The sequence below is a fragment of the Polynucleobacter corsicus genome, assembly GCF_018688255.1.
In the GTDB taxonomy this organism is placed as follows: Bacteria; Pseudomonadota; Gammaproteobacteria; order Burkholderiales; family Burkholderiaceae; genus Polynucleobacter; species Polynucleobacter corsicus.
In genome coordinates this window covers 407,356-425,849 of record NZ_CP061314.1, presented here as the reverse complement: position 1 = coordinate 425,849, position 18,494 = coordinate 407,356, and the positions used below count along the sequence as shown (strand labels likewise).

The window sequence follows — 18,494 nt, the reverse complement described above, 5'->3', positions numbered from 1 at the left end:
CAAAATCATATAGAATTTGATTCCTATATCGTGGTTGATATAAAGAATGGAATCCTATGAATTTGCACCAATTTCGATTTGTTCGTGAAGCCGTCAGGCAAAACTTTAATCTCACCTCGGCCGCCAAGGCGCTCTTTACGTCTCAGCCTGGGGTCTCCAAGGCCATCATTGAGCTGGAGGATGAGCTTGGCGTAGAAATATTCCGACGCCACGGCAAACGCATTCGCTCCCTCACCGAACCTGGCAAGCGCATCCTCGTTTCCATTGAGCGAATACTGGATGAAGTGGAAACCTTAAGAAGAGTGGGCAAAGATTTTGCCAGTCAAGATCAGGGTAACTTTGTGATTGCCACCACCCATACTCAGGCGCGTTATGCCTTACCTAAAGTACTGACTGAATTCACAAAACGCTTTCCAAAAGTACGAGTCAGTATTCAGCAAGGGAACCCAGGTCAAATTGCGGAGCTACTCATTCATGACCGCGCTGATATTGCAATTGCCACTGAAGGCATTGCCAATACCCCAGGTGTACTGGCGCTTCCAGGCTACCAGTGGCACCACGTCATCATGGTGCCACTAAGCCACCCACTCCTCAATCAATCCACAATCACGCTAGAAGAGATTGCGAAGTACCCGCTAATTACCTACGACAAAGCATTTGCGGGTCGCAGCAAGATTGATGCTGCTTTTGCACAACGCAATCTCAGCCCCGATATTATTTTGGAAGCAATTGATGCGGATGTGATCAAGACTTATGTAGAGACGGGGATGGGCGTGGGCATCGTTGCGGGATTAGCTTATGACGCAGACCGAGATCGCAATCTGCGAGTCATTCCAGTTGGGCACTTGTTTGGTAACAACGTGACACATCTGGGTGTAAAGCAAGGCGCCTATTTACGCTCTTTCGTCTACACCTTCATTGAACTGTTTTCACCAACGCTCACCAAGAAAATTGTTGAGCAAGCAATGAATAGTGAATCGGAAACTTACGAGATTTAAGATTTAGAACATCTCGGGGCGTGAATAACAGCCTAATTGAGATGGTGCCCCGGGGCGGACTTGAACCGCCACGCCTTGCGGCACCGGATTTTGAGTCCGGCACGTCTACCAATTCCATCACCGGGGCAGGTGTTTGCAGTGGAAATACTGCATTGAAGCTTACTAAGAGGTGAGAGTGTAACAAAAAAGTTGTAGGACCCCCATTCTTAGCCTCAGAAGACCTTAAAATAAGGTCTTCAAGCCACATTACTCAAAAGGACTTACCCGTATGGCCGGCCATTCGAAATGGGCCAACATTCAGCACCGCAAAGGACGTCAAGACGAAAAGCGCGGCAAGATTTGGACCAAACTCATTAAAGAAATCACGGTTGCAGCTAAATTGGGCGGCGGCGATATTGCCACGAACCCCCGTTTACGCCTTGCGATCGATAAGGCTAAGGATGCCAATATGCCGAATGACAACGTACAGCGGGCAATTCAGCGCGGTACAGGTTCTTTGGAAGGCGTTAACTACGAGGAAATTCGTTATGAAGGTTACGGTCACAATGGTGCGGCCATCATTGTTGATTGCTTAACGGATAACCGTACCCGTACTGTTGCTGAAGTGCGCCATGCATTTGCAAAAAATGGTGGCAATATGGGCGCCGAAGGTTCGGTTGCCTTTATGTTCAAACACTGCGGTCAAATGTTGTTTGCTCCAGGCACCAATGAAGATCAACTCATGGAGATCGCACTAGATGCTGGCGCAGAAGATGTCATCACCCATGATGATGGCTCACTTGAGGTACTCACCCCAGTGCCTGAATTTCCTAAGGTGCAGGACGCACTCAATCAAGCGGGCTTAAAAGCAGAACTCGCAACAGTCACGATGCGCCCCGAAACTGAAACTGAAGTCGTAGGTGATCAAGCAGAGAGCATGCAAAAACTATTAGACGCGCTTGAGAACTTGGATGACGTTCAAGAAGTATTTACAAACGCCTCTTTGTAAATGGCCAGCTTTTAAACATTACTTATTAATATATCTTTTAGCACTTTATGAAAATTCTTTTAATTGGTTCTGGTGGTCGCGAACATGCATTGGCATGGAAACTAGCGCAATCTCCACAAGTTCAAACTGTATATTTAGCACCAGGCAATGGCGGCACAGCCACTGCAAAACAAACCGTAGCCGGCATTCAAAATCTCCCGATCTCCGACCTTCAAGAATTGGCGGACTTTGCTAAGCGTGAAAAAATTCACCTCACCGTAGTGGGTCCTGAGGCACCATTGGCTGCCGGTATCGTGGATGTCTTTCGCAACCATGGCTTACGCATCTTTGGGCCTACTCAGTTAGCCGCTCAATTAGAGTCTTCCAAGGATTTCTCTAAAGCGTTCATGAAACGTCATGGCATCCCGACAGCGGAGTATCAGACTTTTTCAAATGCATTAGAAGCACATGCTTACATTGATGCCAAAGGTGCACCGATTGTCATTAAGGCCGATGGTCTAGCCGCTGGAAAAGGTGTAGTTGTTGCAATGGATTTAGCAGAAGCTCATGCAGCCGTGGACATGATGCTGGCTGACAACAAACTCGGAAATGCCGGCGCACGCGTGATCATTGAAGAATTTCTGACAGGTGAAGAAGCAAGCTTTATTGTTCTTGTAGATGGCAAACATGTTTTAGCCTTAGCCACTAGTCAAGATCACAAACGCTTGCTCGATGGCGATCAAGGCCCCAATACCGGCGGCATGGGTGCTTACTCCCCTGCTCCAGTTGTTACCCCAGAAATTCATGCACGTGCCTTACGCGAAGTCATCATGCCTACCGTTAAAGGCATGGAAGCTGATGGCATTCCATACACCGGCTTCCTTTATGCGGGGCTCATGATTTCTCCCGACGGCAAGATCAAGACTTTAGAATTTAATTGCCGCATGGGTGATCCAGAAACACAGCCCATCATGGCACGCCTACGTAGTGATCTCGTTAATGCGCTAGATCATGCTGTTGACGGCACACTCAATGAAGTGGATCTGGAGTGGGATCGTCGCACCGCACTAGGCGTGGTACTAGCAGCTCATAACTACCCTGATACTCCACGTAATGGCGATGTGATTACAGGCGTCCCTACTGATACTGAAGATCAATTGACTTTTCATGCTGGTACTAAGTTGCAAGATGGGAAGTTAGTCACCTCTGGCGGTCGCGTCATGTGCGTCGTAGGTCTATCGGATACCGTTCGCGGTGCGCAACAAAAAGCATATGAAGCGATTACTCAGATCCAATTCGATGGCATGCAATATCGCAAAGATATTGGCTATCGGGCAGTGAAATAACTTTAACTACGAAGGACTTTTCATCCTTGTCATCCACTGAACAAACTCAAATTAATATTGCAGAATTAGAAGCTTACTTTTTAGGCCTGCAAGATCGCATCACTACTGCAATGAGTGCACTCGATGGCAAAGCCTTTGTAGCAGATGCCTGGGAGAAGCCAGAGGATAGCAAGCTGCGGGGTTATGGGCGCACTTGTACTTTAGATGGCGGCAATATATTGGAAAAAGGTGGTATAGGTTTTTCTCATGTTCGCGGCGATCAAATGCCTCCTTCAGCCTCACACCATCGCCCCGAAGTGGCTGGACGTAGCTTTGAGGCTATGGGTGTTTCCTTGGTGTTTCATCCAAACAATCCCAAGGCACCAACCACCCATATGAATGTGCGCTGCTTTATCGCGCAAGCTCCTGATAAAGAGCCAGTTTGGTGGTTTGGAGGTGGCTTTGATCTTACCCCCTACTATGGTGTTGATGAGGACTGCAAACACTTCCATCAGACCGCTAAAGATGCTTTAGACCCATTTGGCAAAGAGCTACATCCACGATTCAAAAAATGGTGTGATGAATATTTTTATCTCAAACATCGTGAAGAGCCTCGCGGTATTGGCGGCATATTCTTTGACGACTTCAATGAACTGGGTTTTGAGCAAAGCTTTGCCATGACGCGCGCTGTTGGCGATGCCTTTATTGATGCTTACTTACCGATTGTGGAGCGCCGTTATCGAGACAGCTTTACGCCCGAGGAAAAAGCGTTTCAAGAATACCGTCGTGGTCGTTATGTGGAGTACAACCTGCTATTCGACCGAGGCACCATCTTTGGCCTGCACTCTGGCGGACGAACAGAATCTATCTTAATGTCTATGCCACCTGTAGTGCAGTGGTGGTACAACTATCAGCCAAAACCAGGAACGCCAGAGGCAAAGTTATACGACTACTACCTGAAGCCGCGCGACTGGCTTGCCTAAATGATGTCAGTAGACTTGGACACTCCAAAAAAAATTGGCATTCTGGGCGGCACTTTTGACCCGCCACATCTTGGCCACCTTAAACTGGCCATACATTTTGCAAAGCTTCTGCACCTTGACACCTTGCTTCTCATTCCTAGTGGCGAGCCCTGGCAAAAAAACTCTGGCATCACACCTTCAGAAATTCGTCTTGAACTCACTGAAGCGGCGGGCATTGATTTAGCTAGGGCATTGCTGTATCTCAAAGTACCGACTCAAATTGGGGTTGATCGCATCGAAATTGATCGTTCAGGCCCAAGCTATGCAATCGATACAGCCAAAGCCCTGAGAGAGCGCTTTGGCCCTCAGGTCAACATCACTTGGTTAATGGGCGCCGACTCTCTGATCAATCTTCCCTCCTGGAAGTCCTGGGATCAATTACTAGACTTTGTTAATTTCGCGGTGGCAAGCAGACCTCACCATGAGCTCTCGACCCAAATCAGCCCTGAAATGAAGACTTTATTAGAAAAGCATCAATGTATTGATACAAGCGCACTTGAAAAAAGCCTCTTTGGCCGCATCTTCTTAGATAACAGTCTTGCAATAGACCTTTCATCCACAAAGCTTCGAAATCAGCTGAAAAGCGCTTCTCGCAGTGATATTGCCGAGCGCATTCCGTCTCATGCTTTAGAAATCATTACAAATTTAGGTCTGTACAAGTAATCAGGCTAAGATCACCCTTATATTCAAAATTCTCAGAAAAATACTAAAGAAACTATGGACTTAACAAAATTACAACGCGTCGTGATTGATGCACTCGAAGATGTCAAAGCGCAGGACATTCGTGTGTATGACACCACTAAGCTCAGCGAGCTATTTGATCGCGTCATCATCGCCACCGGTACCTCCAACCGTCAGACTAGATCGCTAGCTATGTCCGTTAAAGAGGCTGTCAATACTAAAGGTGGTGAAGTGATCTCCGTTGAAGGCCTGGAGACTGGCGAGTGGGTACTGGTTGATTGCGGCGATATCGTAGTTCATATTTTGCAGCCTGCATTGCGTGCTTACTATCAGCTTGAAGGCATGTGGGGAGCTAAACCTGTACGAGTGAAGTTAGCAGCAGATAAGGGGCTGGTGAAAGCAAGCGAACCAGACGACGAAGATTAATTTCTTAACAATGCGTTTAACGATTGTTTCTGTTGGTCACAAAATGCCAGAATGGGTTGCAACTGCAACCCATGATTACATGAAGCGCATGCCTGCAGATTGCAGCATTGAAATCAAAGAGATCAAGCCTGATCTCAGTCCAGCCAAAGAAGCCATCAAAATCGCAGCAGCCATTCCGAAAGGCTCTAGGGTAATTGCACTTGATGAGCGTGGCAAAGATCAAACCACTCAGAATCTAGCTACGCAGTTGGCAAGCTGGCGACAAGAAGGCTTTGACATCACTTTTTTGATTGGCGGCGCTGATGGGCTCGACTCCAGTCTCAAGGAGAATGCCCAAGCGATGTGGCGCCTCTCGAGCCTGACTCTGCCACATGCCATGGCAAGAGTCTTATTGGTGGAGCAGCTCTATCGAGCCTGGACTATTTTGCAAGGCCACCCCTATCACCGCGAGTAAGTTATTCATGTTTTCTTATATTTACCTTGCCTCACAAAGTCCACGACGCCAAGAACTGCTCAAGCAAATTGGCGTCAATTTTGAGATGCTGGTTGCAGCACCTGGTGAAGATACGGAAACTTTTGAGACACCATTCCCAAATGAAAAGGCGCGCACTTACGTAGAGCGAGTTACCTTTGCAAAAAGTGCTATTGCCTTAGCCAGGTGGCAAAACAGCGGCAAACCTTGGGCGCCCATCTTGTGTGCAGACACTACCGTCAGCCTACCTGGCAATCCAAATGGTGAAATTCTTGGGAAACCTCATGACGCTTCTGATGCTGCGCGTATTCTAAAAATGCTCAGCGGCAAAGTACATGAGGTCTTAACTGCAGTGGTGCTCACAATTGATCCCAAAACAAATCCCCTGTGCTTGGTACAAGTATCCGAGGTGGAATTTACCCATTTAACTGAAGCTCAAATTGATGCTTATATTCAGAGTGGCGAGCCCTTTGGCAAGGCTGGGGCATATGGTATTCAAGGTCTTGGTAGGGCTTTTATTCCCTCAATTAAAGGCAGCTATAGCGGTATCATGGGATTACCTATCTTTGAAGTTAACCAATTATTAGATTTCGCTAAAGTCGCCCGCATATGAACGAAGAAATCCTAATCAACATCACCCCCCAAGAAACACGGGTGGCACTCATTCAGCAAGGCGCTGTTCAAGAGCTTCAGATCGAGCGTACCCGTCAACGCGGTATCGTCGGCAATATCTATTTAGCTAAAGTGGTACGCGTGCTACCTGGCATGCAGTCCGCCTTCATTGAGATCGGTTTAGAGCGCACTGCATTTATGCATGTTGCTGACATTACTCAAAATAACCCTCAAGCCCAAATCGAAAAACTGCTCTTTGAAGGCCAAAATGTTTTGGTTCAAGTTCTGAAAGATCCCCTAGGAACCAAAGGCGCGCGTCTTACCACCCAACTGAGTATTGCTGGCCGGAACTTGGTTTATCTACCGCCAGCGGGAACGGATGCAGCCACCGAGAAATATATTGGCGTCTCCCAAAGAATTGATCAGCCTGAAGAGCGGGAAGCCATCAAGGCACGCCTTGCAGGACTGATGCCTGCCGATGAAAAAGGTGGAATCATCGTTCGCACTAGCGCACAAGATGCCAGCGATACTGAGCTCACGCACGACATGCATTACCTGCGTACTACCTGGGAAAAGATTCGTGAGGCTGTGAATCACAAGGCCGCACCTAGCTTGCTCTATCAGGATCTCAGCCTGGCTGAACGTGTATTACGTGACCTTGCTAGTGAAGAAACGATAAAAATTCGGGTGGATTCAGCAGAGAACTTTGAAAAGCTCAAAGGGTTCGCTTCACTGTATATGCCAAACCTATTGGACAAACTGACGCTACATCGTGGTGAGCGCGCCCTATTTGATTTGTTTGATGTCGATGCTGAAATTAATAAAGCACTTGGCAGAAGAGTGGATCTCAAATCGGGTGGTTACCTGATGATCGACCAAACAGAATCGATGACTACGATTGATGTCAACACCGGAAGTTATGTCGGCGCACGCAATCTAGATGACACTGTCTTTAAAACCAATCTTGAAGCTGCCCAGGCTATTGCCCGCCAATTGCGCTTACGTAATCTTGGCGGCATCATCATCATTGACTTTATCGACATGTTGAGCAAAGACCATCAAGAATCGGTTTTACATGAACTCAAGCGTAATTTAGAACGCGATCATGCACGCACCTCGGTAAATGACTTTTCCTCACTAGGTCTAGTGGAGATGACGCGTAAACGCACTCGAGAATCCCTTGCCCATATTACCTGTGAGCCCTGCGCAACCTGCCAAGGCAAAGGTGAAATCAAAACTGCACAAACGGTTTGCTATGAGATTTTGCGAGAGATTGTGCGAGAGCATCGTCAATTTAACCCCCGGGAATTTAGAATCGTTGCAGCACCTGATGTGATTGATCTCTTCCTTGAGGAGGAGAATCAATTTTTGGCACAGTTAGGTGACTTTGTTGCTAAGCCCATCAAACTCCAGGCAGAAGGCAGCTTCCGCCAAGAACAATACGATATCGTTCTCAGCTAATCATTGATTAAGCATTCGAAAACTGAATGCGATGCAAGTTGGCATATAAGCCATCCTTAGCAATTAATTCTTCATGTGAACCATTTTCAATCACATGACCATGTTCTAGCACCACAATCCGATCCGCATGCTCAATGGTTGATAGGCGATGGGCGATAACTAAAGTAGTTCTGCCGGCCATCAGATGCTCTAAAGCATCTTGCACTTGACGTTCTGATTCAGAATCCAATGCCGAGGTTGCTTCATCCAAAATTAGAATAGGCGCATCTTTGTAGATAGCTCTTGCAATAGCTAAACGCTGACGCTGACCTCCAGATAGGCGATTGCCGTTATCGCCAATTTGAGTATCAATTCCTTCAGGCATTTCTTTCATGAGTGCAGATAAGTTTGCCGCCTCAAGCGCCTCCATGACACGCCCACGATCAATACCATCCTGAGTGGTAGCGCCATAGGCTACGTTTGCCGCAATACTGTCATTAAATAAAATGACATCCTGACTCACAAAAGCAATCTGTTTACGGACATCGGCTAGCACAATCTCTTCGAGTGGCATATCGTCCAAGAAAATTTGCCCACTAGTTGGTTTGAAGAAACGTGGTAATAAATTAACTAGCGTAGATTTACCACCGCCAGATGGACCGACAAAGGCCACCACTTCACCAGGCTTAATATTCAAATTCACACCAGTAAGAGCATCTTTGCGTCCAGCCTCTTGCTGATAGGAGAAGCCAACATCTTCAAACCGAATTGCGCCCTTGGCTTTGCCCAGAGGCTTCATATTCTCTTTGCGGGATTCATCTTCCTCGAAGGGTTGATCCATCAGGGAGAAGATCATTTCCGCAGCAGTTAAGCCGCGCTGCAAGGGTTGATTAATATCAGCCAGATGCTTGATCGGCGAGATCACCAACAACATGGCGGTAATAAAAGAGGCAAAGCCACCGACTGTCGTTCCCTCAGTAGCTGACTGCATCAAGGCGATGACCAAGACGATCGATAACGCCATAGAAGCGATGAGCTGAGTAATTGGCTGGTTTAAGCCACCAGCAACTGCTGATTTCAGGGCAAATTGGCGGAGGCGATCTGCTTTTTCCATAAAGCGACCCATCTCATACTCTTCTGCGCCATGCACTTTCACGATCTTGTACCCAGCAGCAGATTCTTCAACAATATAGGCGAGCTCGCTTGTCATAGTCTGCTGCTCACGATTGAGTGAGCGCAAGCGTTTATTAATCTTTCCAATGATGAAGGCAATGATTGGGAAAATCATCAGCACTACTAATGTCAGTTGCCAATTGAGGTAAATCAAGTAGCCAATCAATCCAATCACGGTAAGAGAATCACGTACCAAGCTAATCAACATGCCACCCATAATGGAGAGGGCATTATTCACCTCAAAAACTACCGCGTTAATTAAGCTGGATGCAGAGTTCTTTTGGAAAAAAGTAGTATTGGAACGCAATAAAGCTTGAAACATCTGCATGCGCATCTTCAGCAAAACAGTGTTGATGACACGATTTAAAAGATAGCTAGATAAAAATTGCGCCATACCCCGCACAAAAGCTAGGCCGACCAAGAAAACTGGCACCAGCCAGAGTTTTTGATCCATCTGGCCTGTAAAACCACGATCTAGTAAAGGCTTCATGAGCGCTGGAATAGAGGTTTCGGCGCCAGCAACCAGCGCCATAGCCAATAAAGAGCCAATAATTAAGCCAATATGGGGCTTGAGGTACTGAATTAAGCGATTTAGGGCGGTACGGTCTTGAGCATTCATATAATGAATTATGCCCACCTTATCCGTCATACTCATCACTCGCAATGAAGAGGCCAATTTGGCTGACTGTTTGGCCTCCCTGGAGGGGATTGGCCAGCAAATTGTGGTGGTGGATACCAATAGCACTGATAGCACCCTAGCGATCGCCAAAAACCATGGGGCTGTCATTAGCCAACCGACGGATTGGCCTGGATTTGGGCCTCAAAAGAATCGCGCCTTAGACCTAGCTACTGGTGAGTGGGTTCTATCTCTAGATGCCGATGAACGCCTTACACCGGCCCTGAGAAGTGAAATTGTGACGGCTATTCATCATTCAGCCCATGTTGACTGTTTTGCAATTCCACGCCTATCTTGGTATTGCGGTCGCTTCATTCGGCATTCCGGTTGGAGCCCCGATTATGTGGATCGATTGTTTAAGCGCGGCACTGCCCACTTCTCAGATGACCTGGTTCATGAGCGACTGATTCCTCTTGGGCAAGTAGCCAAACTGGAGAATCCGATGCTGCATTACAGCTTCATGAACTACTCGCAAGTGCTCCAGAAGCTAGATCGCTATTCAACAGCTTCAGCAGAGCAGGCATTTTCTAAGGGCAAAAAGAGTAGTCCATTAACTGCAGTACTTCATGGTATTTGGGCTTTTACTCGCACCTACTTTATTCGTCTTGGTTTCTTAGACGGTCCTCAGGGTTTTGCATTAGCAATATCGAATGGGCAAGGAACTTACTATCGATACATGAAGTTATGGCAATTGCACCAAGAAGCAAAACCCAATCATTCTCTCAGCAAATGATCTCCGTTCTTTTGGCGACCTATAACTGGCCGCAAGCTCTCAAACTCTGTCTTGAGTCACTTAGCACTCAAACCGATTTAGATTTTGAAATCATCATTGCTGATGATGGCTCAACCCAAGATACAAAAGATCTCATAGAAGCAACCCAGAAAAATTTCCCAGTAAAAATCACTCATCTTTGGCAAGAAGATCAGGGATTTCGAAAAACTCTCATCCTTAATCAAGCTATCGAAACATCAGTTGGTGAATATTTAATTTTTCTAGATGGTGACTGTATTGTTCAGCCAGACTTTATTGCACAACATCGCGCACTGTCTCAGGCAAACCATCTAATAACAGGTAGCCGTGTCTTACTGAATGACAAACTCAGCAAGCATTTACTGTCATGGCCACGCTGGGATTTCAAGAAATTCAGCAAAAGTCTACTGAGCTATCGACTATCCGGAGGCATCAATAAGTACTGGCCTCTCACAATCAAGTTAGGTGATGGAGCCTGGCGCAACTACAAAAAATTTGTCTGGCGCCGCATCAAAGGCTGCAATATGGCGTGCTGGAAGACTGATGCCTTAGCCATTAGTGGATTTGATGAGACCATGACAGGCTGGGGACATGAGGATGCTGATTTTGTTTTCAGACTACAAAATAGGGGTTTGATTCGTAAATCTGGATCTTGGGCTACCGAGGTGCTACACCTCTACCACCGTATCAACGATCAATCGAATGCAGCAGAAAATGCACGTCGCGTCCGTGGAAAAATTCTAGCTAAAGCTCAGTAGGATTGAGTTACATTAGCCCCATGACTGCATTCTCAGCACTGAAGCCTAAAAAAGTTTTGTTTATTGCGACTCGCCAAATTGGGGATGTCCTTGTCACTACACCGCTCATTTCACAAGCGCGTGAATTGTGGCCAGATGCGGAGTTTCACTTTTTGGGCTACCGTGGCAAGCTCGAGATGCTCAAAGGCAATCCCGATATTACCCAGACAATCGAAACTTCTGACCGCCCCAATCTCAAAGAGTATTTCTCTTTGTTTTTCAAACTCTTTCAGCGTTATGACTTGGCAGTGGTTACACAACCCAGTGATCGCGCCTATTTTTACGGCCTAGCAGCCGCCCATCACCGCGTGGGTGTACTAGGTGGCCATCCTCAAGGCCTCACTGAGCAAGATAAGACTAAAAAAAGTAAAAGTGATAAACAAAATGCCTGGAAAAAATCGATCAGCTTACATACAGTTGACGTAGATTATTTTGCGCAACATGTCATTACTGAAAAGCTTCGTCTGCTCGAGATCTTTTATAAAAATCCACTGGAATTATTTACTAAACCAGTCTCGGTGACAGCTCCTGCCGGTGATCCGATTACTCCAAGCATTGCCGCTCAACTTCATTCACCTTATGTCGTAGTGCATCCCGGACCTTTAACCGCATACAAGCGTTGGCCACTTGCGTATTGGCAAACATTACTGAAGTGGATTACAAAACAAGGTTGGCAAGTGGTGCTGAGCGCATCCCCGGCCAAGCAAGATCTGCAACTCAATCAAGATATTCTTTCATTGCTGGATGAACAAACCCGTAAACATGTCGTTGATACCGCAGGCCTACTCACTATTCCACAGGCGGGAACGCTGATTCGTGGAGCGATAGCTTATATTGGGGTAGACACCTCTATTACGCACTTGGCAGCCGCATGCAATACACCGACCATAGCTCTATTTGGCCCAACACCACCCACCAACTTTGGGCCATGGCCTAATGGTTTTATTGGTGAACAGCCATATCAATTAAGAGCTCGCTCACAGACGGTTGGCAATGTCACAATCTTGCAAGGGCCTGGTGAATGCGTTCCCTGCCGCAAAGCGGGTTGCGAGGATCGTGCAAGCAGTAATAGCGAATGTTTAGACCAGCTAGGTCCAGATCAGGTGATCGAAGCACTGCAAAGCGCAACAAAGCAATAAAAGCAGTACGCGCTTAGAGGTACTGAACCTGAACGGTATTGGATTGCTTGGCTGCCAAAATTTGATTCAAGCTATGCAAGCAAGCATCATCTGGATAGATGCGCAACTCATCTGGGAACTGCATTAGACAGGCTCCACCACTAGTGGTTACTGCAGCTGTGAGCATCAAACCCTTCATGCCTTCGCTAGCGCTTGGCATAGAGGCTGCTGCAGGACCCAGCCGGGGATCACGCACCCGGTTACTCATCAAGTAAGGTCCAATTTGGCTACGTAAAGATTGGAGATCAATTCCTGAATCGATGGACAGATGAAGGTTACGCGCAAAACGCATACGGGCTCCCGTTATATCCATCACCGCCTCAGACACAATACGCACTCCGCCAGAAAACTTATCAGGAGTGATATTTACTTTTGCCACCAGCAACTCATCTTCTTTGAGCCAAGAACGATTAGGTTCATAGACTTCGCTATAGAGCGTTACTTCAATCGCAGCGGTACCATCATCAATCGTTGCAATCATCATGCGGCCACGCTGACCGGTCAACATCCGAGCAGAGGTAATAATGCCAGCGATTAGCTGATCCTTACCCTCGGTCACCTTGACTAATGGCTGGCGAATGAAATGCGCCGTCTCTTCGCGGTAGGCATCGAACATATGGCCGGTCAAGCAAAGTCCTAGAGCACTTTTCTCATCCTGGAGACGCTTCTTTTCAGACCAGGGTAATTCACGGACTAACTCTGGCAAATGACGATCATCTTCTCCTGCCACCTCAAACAAACTCACTTGATTAATTGAGGCTTCAGCTTGTTCGGCAGCCTCAATGGCGCGCGCGAGAGAAGCCAATAGAGTAGATCGAATATCGTAAGGATTACCACCAGCAGGAATGGAGTCTTTATACAAGCTATCAAAGGCGCCAGCACGCATCAAGGCCTCAATGGCACGGCGGTTGACCTGCCTGCGATCAACTCGCGCACAGAAATCAAACAGATCCTTAAAAGGGCCGCCAGACTCGCGTGCCTTCACAATCACCTCGATTGCCGCCTCACCAGTCCCCCTCACTGCGCCTAAACCATAACGAATATGGCTAATAGGAGAATCCGGTGCCGCATCGGGTGCACGCAATGGTGTGAACACATACACACCAGTATTGATATCAGGCGAGAACACGCGAATATTATTTGCCAAGCAATCGTCGTACAGAATCTTCACCTTATCGGTGTCATCCATTGCGAGCGATAAGTTGGCAGCCATAAATTCAGCGGGGTAATAGGCTTTTAGCCAAGCAGTTTGATATGCCAGGAGCGCATAAGCAGCAGCATGGGATTTATTAAATCCATAGCCTGCAAAACGCTCCATCAAGTCATAAATCTCGTTGGCTTTGCCTTCAGTAATGCCACCCGCTTTTGCACCGTCACTAAAAATCTTACGATGCTGCGCCATCTCCTCAGGCTTCTTCTTACCCATTGCGCGACGCAACATATCTGCGCCACCAAGTGAATATCCGCCGATCATCTGCGCCATCTGCATCACCTGCTCTTGGTAGACCATGATGCCGTAGGTTTCTTGCAGAACTGGCTCAATCCGAGGATCCGGATACTCTACTTTTTGCCGCCCGTGCTTACGCTCAATAAAGTCCGGGATCAAGTCCATTGGTCCAGGACGGTAGAGGGCAACGAGCGCAATAATATCCTCGAAGCGGTCAGGCTTGGCTTCACGCAGCATGCCTTGCATGCCGCGACTTTCTAACTGGAAGACGGCGACCGTATTAGCATTCTTTAGAACCTCAAAAGCCTTTTGATCATCGAGCAGAATTTCACCGATATTCCAATCTTTACGGTCGGCATGTAGCGTCTGAATCCATTTCTCAGCAGCTGCCAAAATCGTTAAGGTAGTTAAGCCTAGGAAGTCGAACTTGACTAAGCCGATAGCCTCTACGTCGTCCTTATCAAACTGACTAATGACTGAACCGCTCTCTTGGTCTTTAGAATCTTTCGCTTCTTGTGTATACAGCGGGCAAAAATCAGTTAAGCGGCCAGGCGCAATTAATACACCACCTGCATGCATACCCACGTTACGGGTCATACCCTCTAACTGCTGTGCGAGAGATAAAAGCTGACGCACTTCATCTTCATTCTTTTCACGCTCACCTAATTGCTTCTCTTCCTTCTTAGCCATTTCAATCGTCATGTACTGACCTGGCTTATTCGGAATCAATTTCGCAATACCGTCAACGAAGTTATAGCCTTGCTCGAGTACGCGACCAACGTCACGAATTGCCGCTCTTGCAGCCATCGTTCCAAAGGTCGCAATTTGACTGACTGCATCCTTGCCGTATTTATCTTTTACGTACTGAATAACGCGATCGCGCCCATGCTGACAAAAGTCAATATCGAAGTCGGGCATCGATACCCGCTCAGGATTGAGGAAGCGCTCAAAGAGCAAGTTGTAACGCAGCGGGTCAAGATCAGTAATACCCAATGAATAGGCGACCAAAGAGCCGGCACCAGATCCACGACCAGGGCCAACTGGCACGCCATTATTTTTTGCCCAGTTAATAAAGTCCGCAACAATCAGAAAGTAACCCGGGAAACCCATCTGAGCAATTGTCTTCACCTCAAAGACTAAGCGCTCGTGATAGCGAGCCTCTTCCTTGGCGCGCTCCTCTGAATCCGGGAAATTGCGCTCCATGTGGCGCTTCAAACCAATCTCAGATTGCTGCAATAAATAATCGTCGAGCGTAATACCAGGCGGCGTTGGAAAATCCGGTAAGCGTGGCTGACCTAAGGTTAAAGATAGGTTGCAACGTTTAGCGATCTCTACCGAGTTAGCTAGTGCAACAGGTAAATCTGCAAAGCGCTTTTCCATCTCCTCTTGAGATAAAAAATATTGCTCTTCATTAAATTTCTTGGTGCGACGAGGATTGCCTAAAAGCTCACCTTCAGCAATACAGACTCGAGCCTCATGGGCTATGAAATCACTGCGCTTCATAAACTGCACTGGATGCGTAGCAACAATCGGCAAATCCATTTCACTAGCAAGGTGGCAAGCCAACTGAAGTTGCTGCTCATCCTGAGGATGGCCGCCGCGCTGCACTTCAATGTAAAAAGCATTTGGAAATAAGCTCGCCCAACGCTGAGCAGCCTCTTTAGCTAAATCTTCTTGACCAGCGAGGAGCGCAGCACCGACATCACCCCAACGTCCTCCTGAAAGTGCAATTAATCCATACGACAACGTTCTTTTTGCAGCTTTATCTTCCGCCTTTGAGGCTGGCTCGCTGAACCATTTGAGATCGACCTCAGCTCGACCGCGGGATTGATTCTCAAGAGAGGCCTTACTCAAGAGCTGGCATAAATTGAGATAGCCAGAGTGATTTTGAACCAGGAGCAATAAACGATGAGGTTGATCTGGGTCTTGAGGATTACTCACCCAAACATCTGCGCCTGCAATTGGCTTAATTCCGCCGGAGCGTGCAGCACTATAAAAACGGACCAAGCCAAATAAATTACTTAAGTCGGTAAGAGCCAAGGCGCCCATGCCATCTTTTTCAGCAGCAGCTACCGCATCGTCAATGCGAACGACGCCATCCGTAATTGAAAACTCGGAATGGACGCGTAGATGAACAAAACGGGGTGAAGCCATGAGATCATTTTAGCTGTGCCGAACTTCAAAAACCCCTCACCCCCAGCCGACCGCTATCGCGGGCGATTTGCCCCCTCGCCCACCGGCCCACTTCATGCCGGATCGCTCGTTGCTGCCCTGGGAAGCTGGTTAGATGCCCGTAAAAATCATGGGAAATGGCTTCTCAGAATGGAGGATTTAGACGCTCCCCGCTGTATTTCCGGGGCAGATCAAGAGATCATGCGCCAATTGCTTGCCTGCGGCCTCACTTGGGACGAGGAGCCAACTTGGCAATCCAAGCATCAAGAGCGCTATAAAAAGGCTCTGGAGCGCTTAAATCAGCTCCAAATCGTCTATCCCTGCACCTGCTCTCGACAAGACATTGCAAACGCCCTAAAAGCTCGTGGCGTAATGACCACCCGCAATCAAGAGATGGTCTACCCGGGAACCTGTCGCCCCCATCAAATTGGCACATACGATGAGCTAGAAAGATCATCAACCGACGTAGCTTGGCGACTTGCCCTGCCACCAGGACTCGGCATTGATTTTGAAGATCTCGCCCTAGGTAAACAAACTCAAGATCTCAATCGAGAAGTGGGAGACTTTGTGTTGCGGCGTCGGGATGGCATATTTACCTATCAACTGGCCGTCGTAGTGGATGATGCTGAGCAAGGCATTACGCACATTGTGCGCGGGGCAGATTTACTGAACAACACAGCACGACAAATGTATCTGCAAAGAGTCTTGGGGTATGAAACGCCAAGCTACCTGCATCTACCTCTAGTGCTTGATGAGCATAGTGAGAAACTCAGTAAGCAAACTTTAGCAAGCGCTATTCATACTGAGAATGCGCAGCAGGCTTTACAAGAGTTACGTAAAGCTGCAAGGCACTTAGGGTTGAGGGATCTACCCGACGGAAAAGAGACTTCGATTTCTGAGTGGCTATTAGCAGCCACTCAGGCTTGGGACAGAAAAATTATTTTTTCTTGAAGCCGCCCAGTAAAGCGCCAACTGCTGGTTTCGCAGGAGTAATACCGACTTTTTTCTCTGCAGGATTTGCAGCCTCTGATGCTGGCTTGACTACAGCAGTAGGCTCGTAAGGCTTGTAGAAAAAAGGATCTGACATTTTTGCTGGCGCATCTGATCTCGATGAATTTCTACTGTGAGCGGGACGTGAGCTACCCTCAGGCAATGGCTGAATATCCAACTTGCGCTTCATCAACTTTTCAATATCGTCGAGTAAACGTTTTTCACTAGCATCGACTAGTGCAATCGCGTCGCCTTTACTGCCAGCGCGACCTGTACGACCAATACGATGAATAAAATCTTCCGCATTAAATGGCAACTCGTGATTAATCACACAAGGCATCGACGGAATATCCAGACCGCGAGCAGCCACGTCGGTTGCAACTAAGGCCTCGATCGCTCCAGATTTAAATGCATCTAAAGTCAGAGTGCGCTCACCCTGACTCTTGTCACCGTGAATCGCGCCAGCCTTGATACCATCACGCTCCAAAGAGCGAGCTAGCCTTGCACAGCCTAAACGGCTGTTGGTAAAGATGATGCACTGACGAGATAAACCTTGACGAGTACGCGCTTCCAGCACTTTCACAATCGCCTGTTGCTTATCAGCACTAGCCACCATGTGAACTACTTGCTTAACAGTATCTGCCGCGGCATTTTGGCGCGCCACTTCAACAGTCACTGGCGTGCGCAAATAACTTTGCGCCAACTTCTTAATCTCTGGTGAAAACGTAGCTGAGAACAATAAAGTTTGGCGCTGAGCTGGAATCAAATCAATAATGCGCTGTAAGTCAGGTAAGAAGCCCATGTCGAGCATGCGATCGGCTTCGTCCAGCACCAGAATTTCTACTTGAGACAAGTTGGCTACTTTAGAGCCAATGTGATCCAGCAAGCGGCCGGGGGTCGCAATCAAAATCTCTACACCGCCACGCAGTGTGGCTACTTGCTCTTTCATATCCACGCCACCGTAAACCACGGCGGCACGCAAATCGGTGTGCTTTGAATAACTCGCTGCGTTCTCAGCAACCTGAACAGCCAACTCACGTGTCGGCGTTAATACCAAAGCACGGATCGGATGGCGGGCAGGTGAAGCACTGCTACTAGCGTGACGCAGAATCTTTTGAATAATGGGTAGTACAAAAGCAGCCGTTTTACCGGTACCGGTTTGAGCCGCGCCCATCAAATCGCTTCCCGCCAACACGTGCGGAATAGCTTGCGCTTGAATCGGAGTTGGAGTGTTGTAACCCTGCTCAGATACCGCTTTTTGAATCTTTGGATCTAAACCAAAGTCAGCAAAGGTAATTGTTGCTGGGGTGGCGCCACTCTCAGTGGCGCCGGTAGGGGAATTTATTTCAGGAACAGTATTTGTCAAG

Annotated in this window: 15 protein-coding genes, 1 tRNA gene and 1 pseudogene; 13 read left to right on the top strand and 4 right to left on the bottom strand. The window is 47.7% G+C overall.

Annotated features, from left to right (window positions below):
* Window positions 1-56: 56 nt before the first annotated feature.
* Window positions 57-998: a CysB family HTH-type transcriptional regulator gene (locus C2747_RS02365; RefSeq protein WP_215332101.1), complete on the top strand. Its 942-nt coding sequence runs from the start codon at window positions 57-59 to the stop codon at window positions 996-998.
* 42 nt (window positions 999-1,040) lie between these two features.
* On the opposite strand, the gene C2747_RS02360 is transcribed toward C2747_RS02365, so the two are convergent.
* A tRNA-Leu gene (locus C2747_RS02360) sits at window positions 1,041-1,125 on the bottom strand.
* Window positions 1,126-1,266: 141 nt separating this feature from the next.
* Here C2747_RS02360 and C2747_RS02355 point away from each other — a divergent pair.
* The 8 genes and pseudogenes from C2747_RS02355 (at window position 1,267) to rng (ending at window position 7,964) form a co-directional block, all read left to right on the top strand.
* Window positions 1,267-1,986 (top strand): YebC/PmpR family DNA-binding transcriptional regulator, encoded by a 720-nt coding sequence (locus C2747_RS02355; protein WP_215332100.1) that lies wholly within the window; start codon window positions 1,267-1,269, stop codon window positions 1,984-1,986.
* A 47-nt stretch (window positions 1,987-2,033) separates the two neighbouring features.
* Window positions 2,034-3,311 (top strand): phosphoribosylamine--glycine ligase, encoded by a 1,278-nt coding sequence (gene purD / locus C2747_RS02350; protein ID WP_215332099.1) that lies wholly within the window; start codon window positions 2,034-2,036, stop codon window positions 3,309-3,311.
* A 50-nt stretch (window positions 3,312-3,361) separates the two neighbouring features.
* Window positions 3,362-4,273 carry an oxygen-dependent coproporphyrinogen oxidase gene (hemF, locus tag C2747_RS02345; protein WP_215333043.1) on the top strand — a complete coding sequence of 304 codons (912 nt, stop codon included), beginning with the start codon at window positions 3,362-3,364 and terminating at the stop codon, window positions 4,271-4,273.
* Window positions 4,274-4,975: a nicotinate (nicotinamide) nucleotide adenylyltransferase gene (nadD, locus tag C2747_RS02340; protein ID WP_215332098.1), complete on the top strand. Its 702-nt coding sequence runs from the start codon at window positions 4,274-4,276 to the stop codon at window positions 4,973-4,975.
* A 54-nt stretch (window positions 4,976-5,029) separates the two neighbouring features.
* Window positions 5,030-5,416, top strand: a pseudogene (rsfS, locus tag C2747_RS02335) (ribosome silencing factor); the annotation flags it as partial.
* Window positions 5,417-5,429: 13 nt separating this feature from the next.
* Window positions 5,430-5,873 carry a 23S rRNA (pseudouridine(1915)-N(3))-methyltransferase RlmH gene (gene rlmH, locus C2747_RS02330; protein ID WP_215332096.1) on the top strand — a complete coding sequence of 148 codons (444 nt, stop codon included), beginning with the start codon at window positions 5,430-5,432 and terminating at the stop codon, window positions 5,871-5,873.
* A gap of 7 nt (window positions 5,874-5,880) precedes the next feature.
* Window positions 5,881-6,504 carry a Maf family protein gene (locus C2747_RS02325; RefSeq protein WP_215332095.1) on the top strand — a complete coding sequence of 208 codons (624 nt, stop codon included), beginning with the start codon at window positions 5,881-5,883 and terminating at the stop codon, window positions 6,502-6,504.
* A complete protein-coding gene (rng, locus tag C2747_RS02320) occupies window positions 6,501-7,964 on the top strand; it encodes a ribonuclease G (RefSeq protein WP_215332094.1) in 1,464 nt (487 codons plus the stop codon). Before C2747_RS02325 ends, rng begins: the two co-directional genes overlap by 4 nt.
* 7 nt (window positions 7,965-7,971) lie before the next feature.
* Here rng and msbA read toward each other — a convergent pair whose 3' ends face one another.
* Entirely contained in the window at window positions 7,972-9,735 is a 1,764-nt protein-coding gene (gene msbA / locus C2747_RS02315; RefSeq protein ID WP_215332093.1) for a lipid A export permease/ATP-binding protein MsbA, read from the bottom strand.
* Between the two features lie 10 nt (window positions 9,736-9,745).
* Here msbA and C2747_RS02310 point away from each other — a divergent pair, with 10 nt between their 5' ends.
* The 3 genes from C2747_RS02310 to C2747_RS02300 are packed head-to-tail and all read left to right on the top strand — an operon-like array spanning window position 9,746 to window position 12,479.
* On the top strand, window positions 9,746-10,525 hold the full coding sequence (locus tag C2747_RS02310; protein ID WP_215332092.1) for a glycosyltransferase family 2 protein: 780 nt from the start codon (window positions 9,746-9,748) through the stop codon (window positions 10,523-10,525).
* Window positions 10,522-11,301: a glycosyltransferase family 2 protein gene (locus C2747_RS02305; protein WP_215332091.1), complete on the top strand. Its 780-nt coding sequence runs from the start codon at window positions 10,522-10,524 to the stop codon at window positions 11,299-11,301. The genes C2747_RS02310 and C2747_RS02305 overlap by 4 nt, the downstream gene beginning before the upstream one ends.
* A gap of 20 nt (window positions 11,302-11,321) precedes the next feature.
* On the top strand, window positions 11,322-12,479 hold the full coding sequence (locus tag C2747_RS02300) for a glycosyltransferase family 9 protein (RefSeq protein WP_215332090.1): 1,158 nt from the start codon (window positions 11,322-11,324) through the stop codon (window positions 12,477-12,479).
* Window positions 12,480-12,492: 13 nt separating this feature from the next.
* Here the strand turns inward: C2747_RS02300 and dnaE are convergent, their stop codons facing one another.
* Window positions 12,493-16,119, bottom strand: coding sequence for a DNA polymerase III subunit alpha (gene dnaE / locus C2747_RS02295; protein WP_215332089.1), 3,627 nt, complete (start codon window positions 16,117-16,119; stop codon window positions 12,493-12,495).
* A 15-nt stretch (window positions 16,120-16,134) separates the two neighbouring features.
* Here dnaE and gluQRS point away from each other — a divergent pair, with 15 nt between their 5' ends.
* A complete protein-coding gene (gene gluQRS / locus C2747_RS02290; protein ID WP_251374802.1) occupies window positions 16,135-17,088 on the top strand; it encodes a tRNA glutamyl-Q(34) synthetase GluQRS in 954 nt (317 codons plus the stop codon).
* Here the strand turns inward: gluQRS and C2747_RS02285 are convergent.
* Entirely contained in the window at window positions 17,075-18,493 is a 1,419-nt protein-coding gene (locus C2747_RS02285; RefSeq protein ID WP_215332088.1) for a DEAD/DEAH box helicase, read from the bottom strand. The two genes, gluQRS and C2747_RS02285, sit on opposite strands and share 14 nt — an antisense overlap.
* Window position 18,494 lies beyond the last annotated feature (1 nt).

Excerpts from the sequence above, each read along its gene's own strand:
- C2747_RS02365 (WP_215332101.1), top strand. The coding sequence starts at position 57 with ATGAATTTGCACCAATTTCGATTTGTTCGTGAAGCCGTCAGGCAAAAC.
- C2747_RS02355 (WP_215332100.1), top strand. The coding sequence starts at position 1,267 with ATGGCCGGCCATTCGAAATGGGCCAACATTCAGCACCGCAAAGGACGT.
- purD (WP_215332099.1), top strand. The coding sequence starts at position 2,034 with ATGAAAATTCTTTTAATTGGTTCTGGTGGTCGCGAACATGCATTGGCA.
- nadD (WP_215332098.1), top strand. The coding sequence starts at position 4,274 with ATGATGTCAGTAGACTTGGACACTCCAAAAAAAATTGGCATTCTGGGC.
- rlmH (WP_215332096.1), top strand. The coding sequence starts at position 5,430 with ATGCGTTTAACGATTGTTTCTGTTGGTCACAAAATGCCAGAATGGGTT.
- C2747_RS02325 (WP_215332095.1), top strand. The coding sequence starts at position 5,881 with ATGTTTTCTTATATTTACCTTGCCTCACAAAGTCCACGACGCCAAGAA.
- rng (WP_215332094.1), top strand. The coding sequence starts at position 6,501 with ATGAACGAAGAAATCCTAATCAACATCACCCCCCAAGAAACACGGGTG.
- msbA (WP_215332093.1), bottom strand. The coding sequence starts at position 9,735 with ATGAATGCTCAAGACCGTACCGCCCTAAATCGCTTAATTCAGTACCTC.
- C2747_RS02310 (WP_215332092.1), top strand. The coding sequence starts at position 9,746 with ATGCCCACCTTATCCGTCATACTCATCACTCGCAATGAAGAGGCCAAT.
- C2747_RS02305 (WP_215332091.1), top strand. The coding sequence starts at position 10,522 with ATGATCTCCGTTCTTTTGGCGACCTATAACTGGCCGCAAGCTCTCAAA.
- C2747_RS02300 (WP_215332090.1), top strand. The coding sequence starts at position 11,322 with ATGACTGCATTCTCAGCACTGAAGCCTAAAAAAGTTTTGTTTATTGCG.
- dnaE (WP_215332089.1), bottom strand. The coding sequence starts at position 16,119 with ATGGCTTCACCCCGTTTTGTTCATCTACGCGTCCATTCCGAGTTTTCA.